This is a genomic window from Desulforhopalus sp. (assembly GCA_030247675.1).
Lineage (GTDB): Bacteria > Desulfobacterota > Desulfobulbia > Desulfobulbales > Desulfocapsaceae > Desulforhopalus_A.
The window spans coordinates 525886-541089 of the sequence record JAOTRX010000003.1; the positions used below are offsets into that span (position 1 = coordinate 525886).

Annotated in this window: 14 protein-coding genes; 7 read left to right on the forward strand and 7 right to left on the reverse strand. The window is 56.5% G+C overall.

The annotated features are described in order from the left end of the window. Positions 1-13 precede the first annotated feature (13 nt). Positions 14-1909 carry a SurA N-terminal domain-containing protein gene (locus OEL83_09505; protein ID MDK9707274.1) on the reverse strand — a complete coding sequence of 632 codons (1896 nt, stop codon included), beginning with the start codon at positions 1907-1909 and terminating at the stop codon, positions 14-16. A gap of 405 nt (positions 1910-2314) precedes the next feature. Between OEL83_09505 and OEL83_09510 the strand changes: the two genes are divergently transcribed. Next, on the forward strand, positions 2315-2632 hold the full coding sequence (locus OEL83_09510; GenBank protein MDK9707275.1) for a TusE/DsrC/DsvC family sulfur relay protein: 318 nt from the start codon (positions 2315-2317) through the stop codon (positions 2630-2632). A gap of 172 nt (positions 2633-2804) precedes the next feature. Here the strand turns inward: OEL83_09510 and OEL83_09515 are convergent, their stop codons facing one another. The 3 genes from OEL83_09515 to OEL83_09525 are packed head-to-tail and all read right to left on the reverse strand — an operon-like array spanning position 2805 to position 4458. Beyond that, positions 2805-3044: a hypothetical protein gene (locus OEL83_09515; GenBank protein ID MDK9707276.1), complete on the reverse strand. Its 240-nt coding sequence runs from the start codon at positions 3042-3044 to the stop codon at positions 2805-2807. A 29-nt stretch (positions 3045-3073) separates the two neighbouring features. Beyond that, on the reverse strand, positions 3074-3487 hold the full coding sequence (locus OEL83_09520) for a polymer-forming cytoskeletal protein (protein ID MDK9707277.1): 414 nt from the start codon (positions 3485-3487) through the stop codon (positions 3074-3076). A gap of 2 nt (positions 3488-3489) precedes the next feature. Continuing rightward, the gene (locus OEL83_09525) at positions 3490-4458 is read right to left on the reverse strand and encodes a M23 family metallopeptidase (protein ID MDK9707278.1); all 969 of its coding nucleotides are present in this window, start codon (positions 4456-4458) and stop codon (positions 3490-3492) included. Positions 4459-4917: 459 nt separating this feature from the next. Here OEL83_09525 and OEL83_09530 point away from each other — a divergent pair, with 459 nt between their 5' ends. Genes OEL83_09530 through OEL83_09540 form a run of 3 tightly spaced genes read left to right on the forward strand, consistent with a single transcriptional unit; the run spans position 4918 to position 8818 of the window. Continuing rightward, positions 4918-6753 carry an ABC-F family ATP-binding cassette domain-containing protein gene (locus OEL83_09530; GenBank protein MDK9707279.1) on the forward strand — a complete coding sequence of 612 codons (1836 nt, stop codon included), beginning with the start codon at positions 4918-4920 and terminating at the stop codon, positions 6751-6753. 7 nt (positions 6754-6760) lie between these two features. Beyond that, positions 6761-7486: a metallophosphatase family protein gene (locus OEL83_09535; GenBank protein ID MDK9707280.1), complete on the forward strand. Its 726-nt coding sequence runs from the start codon at positions 6761-6763 to the stop codon at positions 7484-7486. A 9-nt stretch (positions 7487-7495) separates the two neighbouring features. After that, positions 7496-8818, forward strand: a complete 1323-nt coding sequence (locus tag OEL83_09540) for a protein kinase (GenBank protein ID MDK9707281.1) — start codon at positions 7496-7498, stop codon at positions 8816-8818. A gap of 50 nt (positions 8819-8868) precedes the next feature. Here OEL83_09540 and ltaE read toward each other — a convergent pair whose 3' ends face one another. Then, on the reverse strand, positions 8869-9894 hold the full coding sequence (ltaE, locus tag OEL83_09545; protein MDK9707282.1) for a low-specificity L-threonine aldolase: 1026 nt from the start codon (positions 9892-9894) through the stop codon (positions 8869-8871). Positions 9895-10004: 110 nt separating this feature from the next. Between ltaE and OEL83_09550 the strand changes: the two genes are divergently transcribed. After that, positions 10005-11972: a helix-hairpin-helix domain-containing protein gene (locus OEL83_09550; protein MDK9707283.1), complete on the forward strand. Its 1968-nt coding sequence runs from the start codon at positions 10005-10007 to the stop codon at positions 11970-11972. Positions 11973-12030: 58 nt separating this feature from the next. Here OEL83_09550 and OEL83_09555 read toward each other — a convergent pair whose 3' ends face one another. Beyond that, positions 12031-12219 carry a 4-oxalocrotonate tautomerase family protein gene (locus tag OEL83_09555; protein ID MDK9707284.1) on the reverse strand — a complete coding sequence of 63 codons (189 nt, stop codon included), beginning with the start codon at positions 12217-12219 and terminating at the stop codon, positions 12031-12033. A gap of 111 nt (positions 12220-12330) precedes the next feature. Beyond that, positions 12331-13080 (reverse strand): MBL fold metallo-hydrolase, encoded by a 750-nt coding sequence (locus tag OEL83_09560; GenBank protein ID MDK9707285.1) that lies wholly within the window; start codon positions 13078-13080, stop codon positions 12331-12333. 159 nt (positions 13081-13239) lie between these two features. On the opposite strand from OEL83_09560, the gene OEL83_09565 reads away from it, so the two are divergent. Then, positions 13240-14226, forward strand: a complete 987-nt coding sequence (locus tag OEL83_09565) for a GlxA family transcriptional regulator (GenBank protein ID MDK9707286.1) — start codon at positions 13240-13242, stop codon at positions 14224-14226. A 122-nt stretch (positions 14227-14348) separates the two neighbouring features. Next, on the forward strand, positions 14349-15182 hold the full coding sequence (locus OEL83_09570) for a nitroreductase family protein (protein MDK9707287.1): 834 nt from the start codon (positions 14349-14351) through the stop codon (positions 15180-15182). Positions 15183-15204 lie beyond the last annotated feature (22 nt).

Consider the following 15204-nt stretch of genomic DNA (forward strand, 5'->3'; position numbering starts at 1 on the left):
CCCTGTCAATGTATTAAAGATTTTTGTGAGTGGTGATTTTCGCATCCACTTCCAGGTGGCGTAGCCAAGCTGCCAGCAGCTGCTGTTGCTTGTAGCGCTGCAGACTGCTTTTGTATCTGTCAATTTCCTGGGCGTTATCGGGAAGTTTCGGAATGTCCCGGCTGACGAAGGTGTAGACATAGAAATTATCTCCGGCCCGTCCTGGTGTTTCGGGAAGCGGGGAAGACTTCGAGAGAAGAAAGGCCGTCTGTAAGAGGGCGGCTGGGAAGTCACTTTTGCCCTCGGGGGCATTTTGGCCTAGCGGACCTGAATCTTTGATGACAAGACCCTTTTCCTTGGCGGCATCGTCAAAGGACTTGCCTTCCTTGACGGCAGTCAGCACTTCTTTTGCCGCTGTCTCTGCCAGTTCCTGTGATTTTATTTTTCGGAAGTCTTTCTCTGCAGCGGCCCGGACGGCAGCCAGTTCGGGAACTTCCGGTTCCTTCTTGTCCTCGACGAAGACAACGGCGTAACCAGATTGCCCCTTGATCAAAGAACTCAGCTCGCCCTTATTCAATTCAAAGGTTTTGTCAATCAGCTGCTGGTCATCCTTCAGGGCAGCCGGAGCATTGCCCTTGGTGAAAAAGTCGGTCTGCAGGACTTTTATATCGCCTTGGCCTTGACTGTATTTGTCGAGGCTGCCGGCGCCGATAATTGCCTCGTAAGCGGTGTTGGCAACTTGGAAAGCCAGGGCCTCAGCTTCCTTACGCTGCAGGGTGGCAGTGATTTGTTCGGTCGCCTCGGCGAGAGTCTTGGTGGCAGCCGGTTTGATTTCTTCGAGAAGGATAATATGATAGCCGAACTGGGTTTTAACAACCTCGCTTACTGCCCCCGGCTGCATGGTGAAGACTGCTTTATCAAAGGCCGGGACCATCTGCCCGGCGGTGAAAAAGCCCAGGTCGCCACCGTTGTTTTTGCCGGGATCTTCTGAGTATTGCTTGGCAAGTGATATGAAATCGCTACCGCTTTTAGCAAGTTTTTGCACCGTTGCCGCCTTGGCCGCCTTTTCCTTGTGAACCTCTGCTGAGTCGTTTTCGCCTGCCTGTAAGAGAATATGGCGGGCGTGGCGCTGCTCGGGAACCCGGAACGTCTTGAGATTGGTATTGTAGTATTCTTCGATCTTCGCCTGGTCTATGACGATCTTGCTGCCAACTTCGGCGAAGGAAATGGTCAGATATTTAACTTTCAGTTGCGGCTCGGTTTTGTAACCATCCTTTGCGGTTTCGTACCAGGAGGCGAGGGCGGCATCGTCGATGGTCACCTTGTCAATATAATCGGCGGGTGATAGCCGTGCGTATTTGACCTCTATCTTTTCATTCAGCTGGCTGTAGATATCCTCGATCTCGCTTTCCGTGATAATGGTGGCAAAGCCACCGATGCGCCGTGTGGCCAATTCCGACAATTGGTCGAAACGGAGAGACTGCTCAAATTTATTGGGGGCCATCTTGTTGGCGGCAAGAATAGATTTGTAGCGTTCCATGCTGAAGGCGCCATTATCCTGAAACTGGGGCATGGTTTCAATAAAGGTGCGAATATCGTCACCACTCACCTCAACGCCCATGGCGCTGGCCCCCTGGCGGAGAAGAGCGGTCTGAATGATCTGGTTGATGACCTGCTGCTTCAGCCCCAGGCTTTCTGCAAGGCCTTTCGGGACGTTGCCGCCAAACTGGTTACTCAGTTGCTGGTAGGCCCGGTCGTAGGCCTGGCTATATTGCTGAAAGGTGATTTCCTCACCGTTGACGACAATTGCCGACTGTTTACTGTTTCCCATGTTGGTACCGACGCCCCAGAAAATAAACACCAGGGCGATGACTACAACTATGATTTGGATCAGGGGGGATTGGGCCTTTCTACGAAGTATCTGCAGCATGAATTTCTTCTTGGGAAGGGGTTGACTAAAACCTGGAATGGCCAGGGTGGCAGCGGAGCGGACCCCGAGTCTTCAGGCCTTGCAGGCCGCCGGTTTGGTAACAGTTCGATTTACTCTTTCTTTTTCTCAACTGCAAGGAAAAATCCTTTACTTCGGGCCGTAACGGCGTTAAGGAAAGTACGCTGTTTCCGCCTTTACGGCCTGGCAGCGGAGGATGTATCACAATGTGTTAGAATAAAAGGGAAATGCCCGAAACTGTTTGCCTTTGCCGGCAGGCAATGATGGTGGATAAATGATTGCTCATTCACTTGACAAAACGTTTTGCCTATAGTAATAAGACAAGTCAGTTTTTGGATTATAAAACGGCGCAAGCCATAGAATAATATTTCAAGGAGGTTGCTAGCAATGCCAACATTAGTTCACAATGGTAAGAGTTTTGAGGTAGATGAGGATGGATTCCTGTTGAAGGGCGATGATTTCAATCAGGATTGGGTTGACTATGTAAAAGGTGTTGAGGGTATTGCCGAGATGACCGATGAGCATGTCAAAGTCATTGACGCCCTGCAGGAATACTACAAGAAGAACGGAATCGCCCCGATGGTTCGTATTCTCTCCAAAACCACCGGCTTCCCGCTGAAAAGAATCTACGAGCTGTTCCCGTCCGGACCTGGCAAAGGAGCCTGCAAAATGGCTGGCTTGCCCAAGCCTACCGGTTGTGTCTGATATTTCAGCAGCCTTTTTACGAGCGTAATTAAAAATGGGGAATGGCGAAAGCCATTCCCCATTTTTATTTCGTAGAGTGTCAAAAACTGTAACCGCAACTGACGGGCCCGGCCCTGCACGGTTCCGATCACCTCTTGGACCTCTTGGTCACCATCTTGATTGAAAAAGGGGTTTAGAAGATCATCTCCGAAAACCGCTGGTGAAATTCTGTCATATCCTCTTCACAATTGCCGCATAACAGTCTGACGGTTCCCAGGGTCTCCGAGCTTTCGTCTTCAATGGTAAAGCTGCCATCGGTGTTTTGGATGTAATGTGTGGTGGTGATGATATCATCGGTTATTTCGAAGAAGTCCTTTTCATTGCCGCAATACGGGCACTTGAGAAGACTGACTACCTTGGGATGAAAGGTCACGTTACCACCTGTGCAAAAGAAAAGACGTCTTACGCCTTTGGAACACTATTGCCCGAGTCCGCCGGTTTATGAGCGTCCATCACTACCTTGATTTCACCCTGGATAGCTGCTCCTGATTCAACAGTCAGGCTTGCCGCCTCAAGTTTGCCGTTGATTGAGCAGTTCTTTCGCGCGGTCAGCATTGTGGTCTTGATGTTGCCTTCGATACAGCCGTAGCAATTGAAAGAGGAGACGAAGATATCTCCGTTGATCTTTCCAGTTTCACTGAGAACGAGGTGTTCTCCCTCGATATTGCCGTTGACGACTCCGTCTATCCGGGCCTTTCCTTTAAAGGATATACCACCGGTTATAACCATGCTTTTGTCGATGATCGATGAGATAACCTCGCCCTCAACTTTCTTCATTTCCTGGTCTATATTTTCAGATTTGCTAAACATTCCCATTTCTATCGTGTCTCCGAGGAAGGGCTGGTCGATTCTGGCAAACTGGCGATTTTCATGAACATGTATGGATCGATGGGGTCACCATCAAGGGTAACTTCGTAGTGGAGGTGCGGTCCGGTCGATCTTCCGGTATTGCCGACGTAGCCGATCAGCTGGCCCCGGCGAACCTTTTGGCCGGAACGGACCAGATATTTTTTCATATGGCTGAAGGTCGATGAGTAGCCGTTGCTATGGTCGATCTCGACGAAGTTGCCGTAACCTCCGTTGAAATAGGCCTTGGTGACCACGCCATCGGCGGTGGCGTAGATGTTATCGCCGGGTTTGCTGCGAAAGTCTATGCCGGTGTGAAAAGCCGATTTGCCGTTAACGGGATCAAAACGCTTGCCGAAGCCGGAGGTGATCGGGCCGTCCACCGGTCTGCCAAAGGGCAGGAAACGAATGGCCTTGAGGTATTTGTCGGCTCGATTGAGCAGGGCGTTGCGGCCGCCGGAATCAGGCTGCTCGATAAAGAGGCCGCCGCTGTTGCTGTTGCCTTCCTTGACCTCGACCGGCAGTTCCATGCCGATGCTGTCGATCATTTTCTCTATGAGTTCACTACGCTCCGCCAGTTCGTTGACGGCAGTGGAGAGGAGATTTTCTTTTTCGGCACGGAAGGCCACGGCCTGTTTCACCGTACTGAGCTCGAGCTTGGCCACCTTGAGATTCAGCTTCAGCTGTTCTTCGTCGCTGTCTCTTTTGCTTTCGGCCATGAGCTCGACGCTGGCTCGCAGCTGCTCCCGCGCCTCGCCGAGCTGGCTGGCGATGGTGCGGTTCTCCGAGAAAAGAGACAGGGCAAGAATGCTGGCGATGGTCATGGAAAGGCTAATAAATCCAAAGCAGCACGAGTAAAACCACAATTTTTTTCGCGATAGCGGGAATTTTATAACCTTCCCTTGGTTGCCGGCGATGATGATATGGAGTTGCTCATCCATTGTTCAATTCCAAAACAGTTGTTAAGAGCGAAAACAAAAAGTATGATGCGCTTTCGACCTCATTGAAAGTGACGTTTATTGGCATCTGCCCGCTGGTTGTGTATTTCTCCGAGTGACCTGCCGGGAGTAGCGCCCCCTTATACCCTAAGGGCATACGTTTCGTTTGAGCAGACAAGCTGCTCAACTCAGCTATATTGTCTCTCCTCCTGTGGATAATGGGCTAAGCCATGACGAATTCAGGGGAAAAAAGATATCGTCAGCTGGTTGTCAGCCTCGAAATACGCGCAGATTTTTATAGCTTATACTCAGCGAAAGAAAATTAAGCAACAAGAAAAAGCCATGAATGCCTCCTCACATTGGTCTTCTAACATATTGTAATCATAAAAATAAAAATAAAATTTCCTGTGCGCCCATAGGGTTACGGGCCATTGGTCTTGGAGTTACTGACTATCTTCTGTTATGGCAAATCTTATTACCTGTAAAGCACTCGGCAAATCATTTGGGGCGCAAAACCTCTTTAAAAATATCAATCTGGTGGTTAACAGCGGCGAGAAGATCGGTGTTATCGGGCCTAACGGTTCCGGCAAGTCCACCCTGTTGAAAATCATTTGCGGCCTGGAGGAGGCGGACAGCGGCCAGGTTGTCACGCAGAAATTCATTCGTCTCAGCTACCTCGCCCAGGAAGATGTTTTTGACCCGGGGAAAAGTGTTACAGCCACCCTCGTCGCCGCCTTGGCAAACGAAGACCTGGACGACACGACCAAGTACAACCGCGTTCATATCCTGCTCAGCAGGGCCGAGTTTCCCGATGCCGATGCCCCTGTCGAGTTTCTTTCCGGTGGCTGGCGGAAGCGCCTGGCGATTTGCCGGGCCCTCCTCGTTGCCCCTGATGTGCTGGTCATGGACGAGCCCACCAACCATCTCGATATCGAAGGAATCCTCTGGCTGGAGAAGATGCTCCAGGGTGGTTCCGCCCCCAGCGCCACCCTGGTGGTGAGCCATGACCGCCATTTTCTTGAAAACTGCAATAACCGGATTATCGAGCTGTCGGCGGTGTATCCGGAGGGGACCTTGCAGGTGCAGGGCAGCTACTCGGAGTTTTTAGAGGCAAGGGAGCTGTTTCTCTCCGGGCAGATGCAGGAAGAAGAGCGGCTGGCCAACAAGGCCCGGCGGGAGATTGAATGGCTGCGTCGTGGCCCGAAGGCCAGGGCCACCAAGGCAAAATACCGGATCGACGAAGCGCACAAGCTGACCGGCGATCTGGCCGAGGTGAAGGCGAGAAACCGCTCCATCGCCAGCGTCCAGATTGATTTCGAGGCGACCGGGCGGAAGACCAAGAAGCTCCTGGAGGCGGTAGGACTCAGCAAGACCTATGGCGACGTGCCGCTGTTTTCAGGTCTCGACATCGTTCTCTCGCCCGGCACCCGCCTGGGTCTTTTGGGACGAAATGGCTGCGGTAAATCGACCCTTATGCAGATTATTGCCGGGGCCTCGGGCAACGCCCAGGTCGTACCCGATGCCGGGACCCTGAGAACCGCCGACAATGTCAAGATAGTCACCTTCGACCAAAACCGGGCAAGCATCGATCCGACCGTTACCCTGCGCCGGGCCCTTGCCCCTGATGGTGATGCGGTGGTGTATTGCGGCCGGTCGCTGCATGTGGCCAGCTGGGCGAGGAAATTCCTGTTCCGGCCCGATCAGCTGGAGACCCCGGTCGGCCAACTGTCCGGCGGCGAGCAGGCGCGCATCCTCATCGCCGCCCTGATGCGCCAGCCGGCCGACATTCTTCTTCTCGATGAGCCGACCAACGATCTCGATATCGCCTCCCTCGACGTTCTGGAAGCAAGCCTCAATGACTTTCCCGGTGCCCTGGTCCTGGTGACCCATGACCGCTTTCTCCTCGACCGGGTGTGCGACCGTCTCCTGGGTTTTGGCGGGCGCAGCGGCGTCAGCTATTTTGCCGACTACCAGCAGTGGCTTGCCGACCTGCCGCAATCCGCGGAAAAAGAAGCGCCACGGGAAAAAGTCGGAATTAAGGGCGGTCCTTCAGCCCTGCCGGTGAAGAGCAAGGGTCGTTTATCCTATCTTGATCAGCGCGAGTACGAGCAGATCGAAGGGAAAATCGCAACCGCCGAGGCTCGGGTGGCGGAACTGGAAGAGACCATGGAGCGGCCGGAGGTCGTCTCCGAGGCGGAAAAGCTCGCCGCCTGCTGGCGTGATCTGGAGGCGGCCAGGCTGGAGGTTGAACGGCTCTACGCCCGCTGGGAAGAGCTGGAAGCCAAGAAGGGAGAGTGAGGCAGGCATGAAGATTGCTGTTGTCGCGGATATCCATGGCAACCTGGAGGCCCTTGAGGCGGTGAACGCCGATCTCCTCGGGCAGGGCGTAGACCGGGTAATCTGCCTCGGCGATTCCATTGGCTATGGTCCGGACCCTGAGGCGGTGGTCACCCGGCTGCGAAGTCTTGGATATCAGTCGGTCCTCGGCAATCACGAACTGGCCCTTGCCGACCCTCGCGCCCGGAGATGGATGAATTTTCAGGCGGCGGACAACAATATCATTACAGCCACATTATTGTCTGAGGAAAATCGTAGTTACTGCTGCTCCTTACCGACACATCTCGCCTTGGATCAGGCCTACTTCGTCCATGGCTTCCCACCGGATTCGGTCTTTCGCTATCTTAGTCGGCAATCCGATGATACCTTGGCGACGCTCTTTACCACCTTCCCACATTCCCTACTGTTTCTTGGGCATACCCATAAGCTGGCGATTATCTGGCAGGACCAGGGGGCCATCATCCGGCGGCCCCTCGGCCGGGAGCATCTGGAGCTGTTGCCGGGCCGGAAGTATGTGGTCAACGCCGGCAGTGTCGGCCAGCCCCGCGATGGCGACAACTGCGCCAAATACCTGCTGTGGGACTGCGCTGCCGCAAGTCTTGAGGTGCGGTTTGTCGCCTACGATTATCACACCACCATGCGAAAGATCAGGGAAAGGGGTTTTCCCGAGACCTACGCTACCCGTCTTGGATAAAAAATGAGAATGATCGGCAGATATGAGGTGGTCGGCCGCCTCGGGCGGGGCGGGATGAGCACGGTCTACAAGGCTCGGGCGCCGGTGACCGGCCGGCTGGTGGCCCTGAAGATCCTCCAGCCGCGCAACCAGATCTTTGTCGATTTGGTGGGAGAGGAGCGGCTGAAAGAACTCTTTGTCACCGAGGCAAAGATCATGGGCGCCCTCTCCCACGATCATATCGCCAAGGTCCTCGACTGCGACCAGTATGAAGGGCAGCCCTTTATCGTTTTGGAATACTTTGCCCATTCCCTCGGCAGCTTTATCGGCGAGTCGTACCGGGTGGAGGCCCCATCGCGGATCATCTCCGTCGCCAAGACCCAGGCCTATCTGGTGCAGGCCCTGCGGGGTCTTGAACGGCTGCATTTTGCCGGGATCATTCACCGCGACATCAAGCCCTACAATCTCATGCTGACCAGTGACGACCGGGTGAAGATCATCGATTTCGGATTGTCACGGGTTCGCGGTGAAGAAAGGACGGCAGTACCGGGGATGCAGGTCGGCTCACCCTTTTATGCCGCACCTGAACAGGAGGTGGACCCGCAGCGGGCCGATGGCCGGGCCGATCTCTTTAGCCTTGGCATCATGGGGCTGCGGATGTTGACCGGCTGTCTCTTTGATGTTCGTCAGGGCGAGGTAACGGCCAGCGCCTTTAATTCGGAGATAGGGCCGCTATGGGATGAGTGGCTGAGACGCAGTATTGCCCGGAAACCAGGGAACAGATTCCAGAGCGCCCAGGAGATGCGTCTGGCCCTGCAGGCCCTGCCTCTCAATGAAAAAAATGTACCCTGCAGCCGGCAACAGGCGAGGACTTTGGTCCGGCAATCGGTGCGCCGGGAACCGATGCGGGTGATGTTCAAAGACATCCGGGCCGTCCTCGGTCTTGACGAATTGTTCCGTCCTTTGGTCTATGCTGAGCAGGATTTCGCCGCCATTGGGCCGCTGGTCGCCCATGAACGCAACAGCAATCTCCTCTGGCAGCGCTTCGGGCCCGGGTTTACCCTCGACTGGCAGCAGGCAGGCGATTATGTCGCCCATCTCAACGGTATCCGCTGGCAGGGACGGGACACCTGGCGGCTGCCCACCGTCGCCGAGGTTTTTACCGTACTCAAACCGCCGCTGCACGGGGTCAACTGTTCGGCCTGGCCGCTGTTCGACAACTCCCTGCATTGGCTGTGGACGAGTGACCACTGCACGAAAAAGCAGGTGTGGACGGTCGATGTGGTGGAGAGCTTTTTCGAGCGCCTCGATATGGACGGGGTTGCCTCGGTTTGTGCCGTCAGTTCCTTCTGATTGCAATTCTCAATCAAGCGACAACTTGAGCTGCTGTCCTGTGCGGCTCCTCAATCCCCGCGGCCGGCGAAAAACTCAGCAAAGGCAGCAAGTACGGTGTCGACATCGGCGCGGCTGATATCCAGATGGGTCACCAGCCGGGTGGTCTTGCCGGGGGTGATGAGGATCTGCCGGCCGCCGAGGAATTCGGCAAGAGCCGCGGTGGTCTCCGCCGGGGCGGTGAAAAACACCATATTGGTCTGGGCGGGATTTCTGTCGATGGTGAGGTCGGCAAAGTGCGATAGACCCTCGGCGAGGATCTCGGCATGCTCGTGGTCAAGGGCCAGCCTCTCGACGTTGTTTTCCAGGGCGTAGAGTCCGGCTGCGGCAAGGATGCCCGCCTGGCGCATACCGCCGCCGGCCATCTTCCGCCATTTCCGTGCCTCCTCGATAAAGGCCTTGCTGCCGGCAAGCAGTGAGCCGACCGGCGCCCCCAGGCCTTTTGACAGACAGAGGGAAACCGAGTCGAAATGGCCGGTGATCTCCCGAACCGCCACCCCCTGCTTGACGACGGCGTTCATCAGCCGTGCCCCGTCGAGGTGCAGTTTGAGGTTTTTGGCCTTGGCAAAACGCGCTGCCTCGGCCAGATAATCGAGCGGCAGGGCCTTGCCGTTCTGGGTGTTTTCGAGACAAAGCAGGCGGGTCCTGGCGAAATGGATGTCATCTGGTTTGATCTTTTCCTCGACCTTGGCAAGGGACAAGGTCGAGTCGGCCTCAAACTCAATCGGTTGCGGCTGGACGCTGCCAAACACCGCAGCGCCGCCGGCCTCATAGCGGTAGGTGTGGGCCGTCTGGCCGACGATATACTCGTCGCCCCGGCCGCAGTGCGCCAGGATGCTTATCAGGTTGGCCTGGGTGCCGCTGGCGGTGAGGATCGCTGCCTCGAAGCCGAGCAAATAGGCGGCAAAGGCCTCCAGGCGGTTGACGGTCGGGTCGTCGCGGTAGACGTCGTCGCCCACCGGGGCGGTGGCCATCGCCTGGCGCATGGTCTCGGAGGGTTTGGTAACGGTATCGCTGCGCAGATCTATGGTTCGCATCTTCTATTCCTTCGGTTGTACCGTGGCTAAAAAAGTATTAAAACTACCTGGGAGCAGGGCTAGCAGGCAGTGATTGTCAGTAAAGGTACAGGGAAGGGGATGAAAAAGCGATGGGAAAAATAGTTTGTCTGAGTGATGCCCAAAGGGCGATCTTGACCGGGGCGCAATATGTCCTGAAGGTTCTGTCAGAGGAAGAAGTGGTGACCATCGGCGCCGGCGAGATCCCGGTAGCTGCCCTTACCGACGCCCAGCTGGAGGAATTCCTCCAGGTCGCCAATCTCTTCTATAGGGGCGGGGAGGTCTTGATAACCGACGCCCAGTACGACTTTACCTTTCTGGCCGAGCTGGCGCGGCGCCAGCCCGGCCACCCTTATCTACATACGGTGGAGCCGGAGGCCGCAGTGGAGGCGAAGACCGTCGAGCTGCCGGTACGGATGCTGTCGACGGAAAAGGCCTATGACTTTGCCGCCATCGTCAACTGGGCAAAACGGATAGAGAAGGCCGCCGGGGAGTGCGACATCGACTTCGCTTCCCTGGTGTTCCGGGTGACGCCAAAGCTTGACGGCTTTGCCGCCTATGATGACGGGCAGACCCTCTATACCCGGGGCGACGGCCGGCGGGGGACGGACATCACCCGGGTCTTTGACCGCGGACTGCAGGTTGCGGCGGGCGGCCGGCGGGGCCTCGGGGCGGGGGAGATCGTGGTCAGCCGCGGCTATTTCCGTGACCATCTGGCGGAGCTATTTGACAACTCGCGCAACTTCCAGGCAAGCCTCATCAAGGAAAAAGAACTGGAGCCGCCGGCCCTGGAGGCGATCCGTTCCGGCCAGGCGGTGTTTTACCCCTTCAGCTTGTTGCCTGCCTGGGAAGGTCCCTGGGCAGACTTGGCCGCAAATTTTGAGGGGATTGTCGATCAGCTGTGGGGAAAGATGGACTACGATATTGACGGCATGGTCCTGGAGGTAACCGACCTGAAGCTTCGCGACCATCTCGGGGCGACCAGGCATCACCACCGTTGGCAGATCGCCTACAAGAAGAATACCGAGACCGCCGAGGTGAAGGTGCTGCAGGTCATTCCCCAGACCTCCCGCTCCGGCCGGGTCAACCCGGTGGCGGTGGTCGAGCCGACGCGGCTGAGCGGTGCCCTGATCCAGCGGGCCACCGCCCATCATTACAATATGGTACGGCAAAAAGGGGTGGGGCCGGGGGCAGTCATCAGATTGTCGCGAAGCGGCGAGGTCATCCCGAAGATCGAGGAGGTGCTCATGCCGGCCAGTCCCGAGCTGCCGGAAGCATGTCCCAGTTGCGGTTCGCCCTTGGTCTGGGAAGGTGACTACCTGCTGTGCATCAATAACATGAACTGCCCGGCCCAGATATCCCAGGCGATTGAACATTTCTTCAAGGTCCTCGGTAATATCGACGGCTTCGGGCCCTCGTCGATTACCAAGATCTTCAATGGCGGCAAGGCCTTCATCCCGGTGATCTACGGCCTGACGGAAGAGGACTTTGTTGCTCTAGGCTTTGGCCCGAAGCAGGCGGAAAATATGGTGGCGCAGCTGCAGCGCAGCCGGCTGTTGCCGATTGAGGACTGGCGGTTTCTCGCCGCCTTCGGGATGTACCGGATGGGCATGGGCAACTGTGAGAAGCTGCTGACCGCCCATCCCCTGGAGCGGGTCTTTTCGCTCACCAAGGAGGAGATCATTGCCATTAAGGGCTTCAGCGATAAAACCGCCGAGGAGATGCTTGCCGGCATGAAGGCCACGGCGGAATTGTTCACAGCCGTCTACCGCCTCGGCTTCAACCTCGTCAAGACCCCGCTGGTAGACGATGAAGAGCCGGCAGGCGAGGGGCCGCTCCTCGGTAAATTGATCGTCTTTACCGGGACCATGCAGAGTGGCAGCCGCGACGATATGAAAAAGCAGGCCAAGGCCCTCGGGGCAAAGATCGGCGAAAGCATCACCGGCAAGACCGATCTGCTGGTCTGCGGCGAAAAGGTCGGATCGGCAAAACTGAGCAAGGCCGAGAGCCTTGGGGTGCGGATTGTCACGGAGAAGGAGTATCTGGCGCTGCTACCCTGAAACGGCGAGGAGCCGCACAGCGCAGCAGCTAAAGGTAACGCTTGATTGAGAAATGGAATTATTTCGGTGGCACGAGAAGATTGCCAGCCTTGGCGATGTTCTCGTGGGCGACCTCGTCGATAAAGATCAGCACCGCTTCCGGCGGTTTATTGGCTTCCCGGCAGATAACCTCGGTGACACCCTTGCTGATCTTCTGTTTCTGTTCCTTGGTGAGGGTTCCGGCGACGCGGATATTGACGTATGGCATGATGGCTCCTGAGTAATGTGGTAATTGGTACGGTTGAAGGCAATGACGACGGCCGCATTGCGGCGACCGTCTGCAATGTACCTCCTTTTGCCTCGTGACAAAAGGGGGTATTTATACGATCAGGGTCTCGCCATCCCCGGGGATGAGCAGCCGCGAGGCGGCAATACCCTCGTCCTTCGCCGCCCGGCGCAGCACGTCCCGGGCAACCGTGCAGTGATCGAGGGACTCCATGTGCACGGCAACCACCGTGGCATTCGGTGCTGCCCGAAGTGCCGTGAGGGTTTGCCGGCAATCCATGATGATGGGATCAAAGCCCGGCAGGGTTGCCCCACCGGCATGGACGATGATAATGTCCGGCTTATGGGCCTCTATGGCCAAGGCCACCTCCTCGCACCAGATGCTGTCGCCGACCCAGTAGACCTTTGGTTCGCCCGGGGCCTGGAGGACAAAGCCTGAGACCTCGCCGAGGCGCGCAAGGATCTTGCCGCTGCCGTGTTTGCCGCCGGTGCGGGTGATGGATATATCTTTCCAGACATCTGTGGTTTCGATGGCGGTGACCTTGGCAAAGCCTTTTTCCCTGAGGGCTGCCGCATCACCCGGCGGGCAGTAGATCGCCATATCCTTTGCCAGGAGTGTAGCTGCGGCCTCGTCGAAATGATCGGGATGCAGGTGACTGATGATGGTCAGATCTACGCCCCGGAGGATCTCTTCGATCGCCAGCGGCAGATCGATCGTCGGATTGGGTGCGATACCGGCAAATGACCGGAATCCGCCCTTGTCCGAGAGCATCGGGTCGGTGAGGATGGTTTGCCCGGCGTAGGTAAGCTTCATTGTGGCATTGCGGATCAATTGGATCTTCATATCTTCCTCTCTTGCTTTATTGTCGGTATCCGGCCTCTTCTCTTCATTGCTTTAAGCCTATCATACCAGGAATCCGGTTTCTCCCAAGTGGCGGTATTGACAAAAAAGAGGTGATATCGGACAATGGCCGGACAATTTACCGCGCACTCTGGAGGAAATATGTACCGCATTGCCCTGCTGGCCGTAGAGAACTGCATGTATTCCAGTCTCACCGGCCCCTACGACGTCTTTTCCGTGGCCTCAGCCCGGGCGGCGAGTCTAAGCGAAACCAACCAGGAGCCCCTTTTCCAACCGGTCATTGTCGGCTCCGGCGGGCGGGAGATCCACGCCTTTAACGGCATGGTCGTTCCCCTCGGGGCAACCTTCGCCCAAGGGGTTGTTTACGATATCGTCCTGGTGCCGGTCATCTTTGGCGATCTGGAGGCGGTCCTCGCCGACTGCGAGACCATAGACTGGCTCAGCCATCAGGGAGAGATGGGCGCCTGTCTGACTTCGGCCTGCGCCGGCTCCTTTCTTATCGCCGAGACCGGTCGGCTGCAGGGGCGGACGGCAACCACCCACTGGAACCTTGCCGACGGGTTCGCCAGGCGTTTTCCCAGGGTCATTCTCAAACGGGAGAGGATGCTCGTTGACGAAGGCGACTGCATTACCGCCGGCGGGGTTTCCGCCTATCTTGATCTGGCCCTCTATCTGATCGGTCGTTTCGGCTCACCGGAGCTTGCCGCGCAGCTTTCGAAAATCCTCCTCATCGATCCGGTCAGGCGTTCGCAGTCGCCGTATCAGGCATCGGTGTTTACCAAACAACACGGAGACGCGGCGATATTGAAGATCCAGGAAAGGCTTGAGGAAGACCTCGGCAGGCCGCAGAGCATTACTCATCTGGCAGACAGGGCAGGCCTTGGTGAACGGACCTTTATGCGCCGGTTTAAAAAGGCCACCGGCGATAGCCCCCTGGAATACCTGCAGCGATTGCGCATTGAGGCGGCCAGAAAACTGCTGGAGACTTCAGCCGAAAGTATTGAGGAAATCACCCTGCGGTCTGGCTACGAGGATATCAGCTCCTTCCGGAAACTCTTTAAAAGGCATACCGGCCTTTCCCCCTCCGCGTACCGGAAAAGATTTGCCTGTCGTCTTCCTATCATTTAAAGATACGGCAGGCGGTTGCTTTGCCCGGCGTTCTTTGCCGGCCCGGCCAAGGCAAAGGCCTTTCTACTATTTTTTAAAATACAATTGTTTCATGGTGTTATATTAATAATTTGGAGGATAAAATGGATCTGCAGTTTTCAGTCGACCAAGAGCTGTGTATTGGCTGTGGCGAGTGCATCAACGATTGTCCCTATGGCCTGATCGAAATGCGGGATGGTATTCCGGTGTTAAGCCGGGAAAATGAGGCGAGGTGTCTCCAGTGTCAGCACTGCTTTGCCGTCTGCAGTACCGGGGCCTTGAGTATCCTCGGCAAGAAAGCCGCCGATTCCCCGCCGCTGGGCCCCCTGCCCACAGCGGAGCAACTTGCCGGCCTGATGAAGGTCCGCCGCTCCGTCCGCAGGTACAGCAAGACCCCGGTATCCAAGGAAGAGATCGCCTTTCTCCTGGAGACCGTTGCCTATGCCCCGACCGCCGTCAATAACCGCCAGGTTCTGTGCACGGTCATTGAGGACCCGGCGGTTATGGACGACCTGCGGCGGACCACCTATGCCCGGTTGCAGACCCTCATCGACACCGGCAAATTCCCCAAGGGTATGCAGTATCTGGAAGACGTGGTTGTCGAGGCGCTGCAGAGCGGCAAGGATGCCATCTTTCGCGGGGCCCCGCATCTCCTGGTGGCTTCGGCGCCAAAAGACAGTCCTTCGCCCGACGCCGATTGCTTTATCGCCCTCAGCTATTTCGAACTGCTGGCGGCCAGCATGGGCCTCGGTGCACTGTGGTGCGGTCTGGCCAAATGGGCCCTGGCGGTCGTGTTGCCGGAGGTGATGGCAAAGCTTGGGTTGCCGGCTGATCACCGGGTCGGCTACATGATGGTCTTTGGCCGACCGGCGGTGCAGTACCACCGGACGGTGCAGAGGGAAAATGCCCATATTAACCGGGTAGCACAATTGCAATAGGGTGTCTGCGGCAGTTCCGGGC

Excerpts from the sequence above, each read along its gene's own strand:
- OEL83_09525 (MDK9707278.1), bottom strand. The coding sequence starts at position 4,458 with ATGGATGAGCAACTCCATATCATCATCGCCGGCAACCAAGGGAAGGTT.
- OEL83_09520 (MDK9707277.1), bottom strand. The coding sequence starts at position 3,487 with ATGGGAATGTTTAGCAAATCTGAAAATATAGACCAGGAAATGAAGAAA.
- OEL83_09535 (MDK9707280.1), top strand. The coding sequence starts at position 6,761 with ATGAAGATTGCTGTTGTCGCGGATATCCATGGCAACCTGGAGGCCCTT.
- OEL83_09505 (MDK9707274.1), bottom strand. The coding sequence starts at position 1,909 with ATGCTGCAGATACTTCGTAGAAAGGCCCAATCCCCCCTGATCCAAATC.
- OEL83_09530 (MDK9707279.1), top strand. The coding sequence starts at position 4,918 with ATGGCAAATCTTATTACCTGTAAAGCACTCGGCAAATCATTTGGGGCG.
- OEL83_09560 (MDK9707285.1), bottom strand. The coding sequence starts at position 13,080 with ATGAAGATCCAATTGATCCGCAATGCCACAATGAAGCTTACCTACGCC.
- OEL83_09570 (MDK9707287.1), top strand. The coding sequence starts at position 14,349 with ATGGATCTGCAGTTTTCAGTCGACCAAGAGCTGTGTATTGGCTGTGGC.
- OEL83_09565 (MDK9707286.1), top strand. The coding sequence starts at position 13,240 with ATGTACCGCATTGCCCTGCTGGCCGTAGAGAACTGCATGTATTCCAGT.
- OEL83_09555 (MDK9707284.1), bottom strand. The coding sequence starts at position 12,219 with ATGCCATACGTCAATATCCGCGTCGCCGGAACCCTCACCAAGGAACAG.
- OEL83_09540 (MDK9707281.1), top strand. The coding sequence starts at position 7,496 with ATGATCGGCAGATATGAGGTGGTCGGCCGCCTCGGGCGGGGCGGGATG.
- ltaE (MDK9707282.1), bottom strand. The coding sequence starts at position 9,894 with ATGCGAACCATAGATCTGCGCAGCGATACCGTTACCAAACCCTCCGAG.
- OEL83_09510 (MDK9707275.1), top strand. The coding sequence starts at position 2,315 with ATGCCAACATTAGTTCACAATGGTAAGAGTTTTGAGGTAGATGAGGAT.
- OEL83_09550 (MDK9707283.1), top strand. The coding sequence starts at position 10,005 with ATGGGAAAAATAGTTTGTCTGAGTGATGCCCAAAGGGCGATCTTGACC.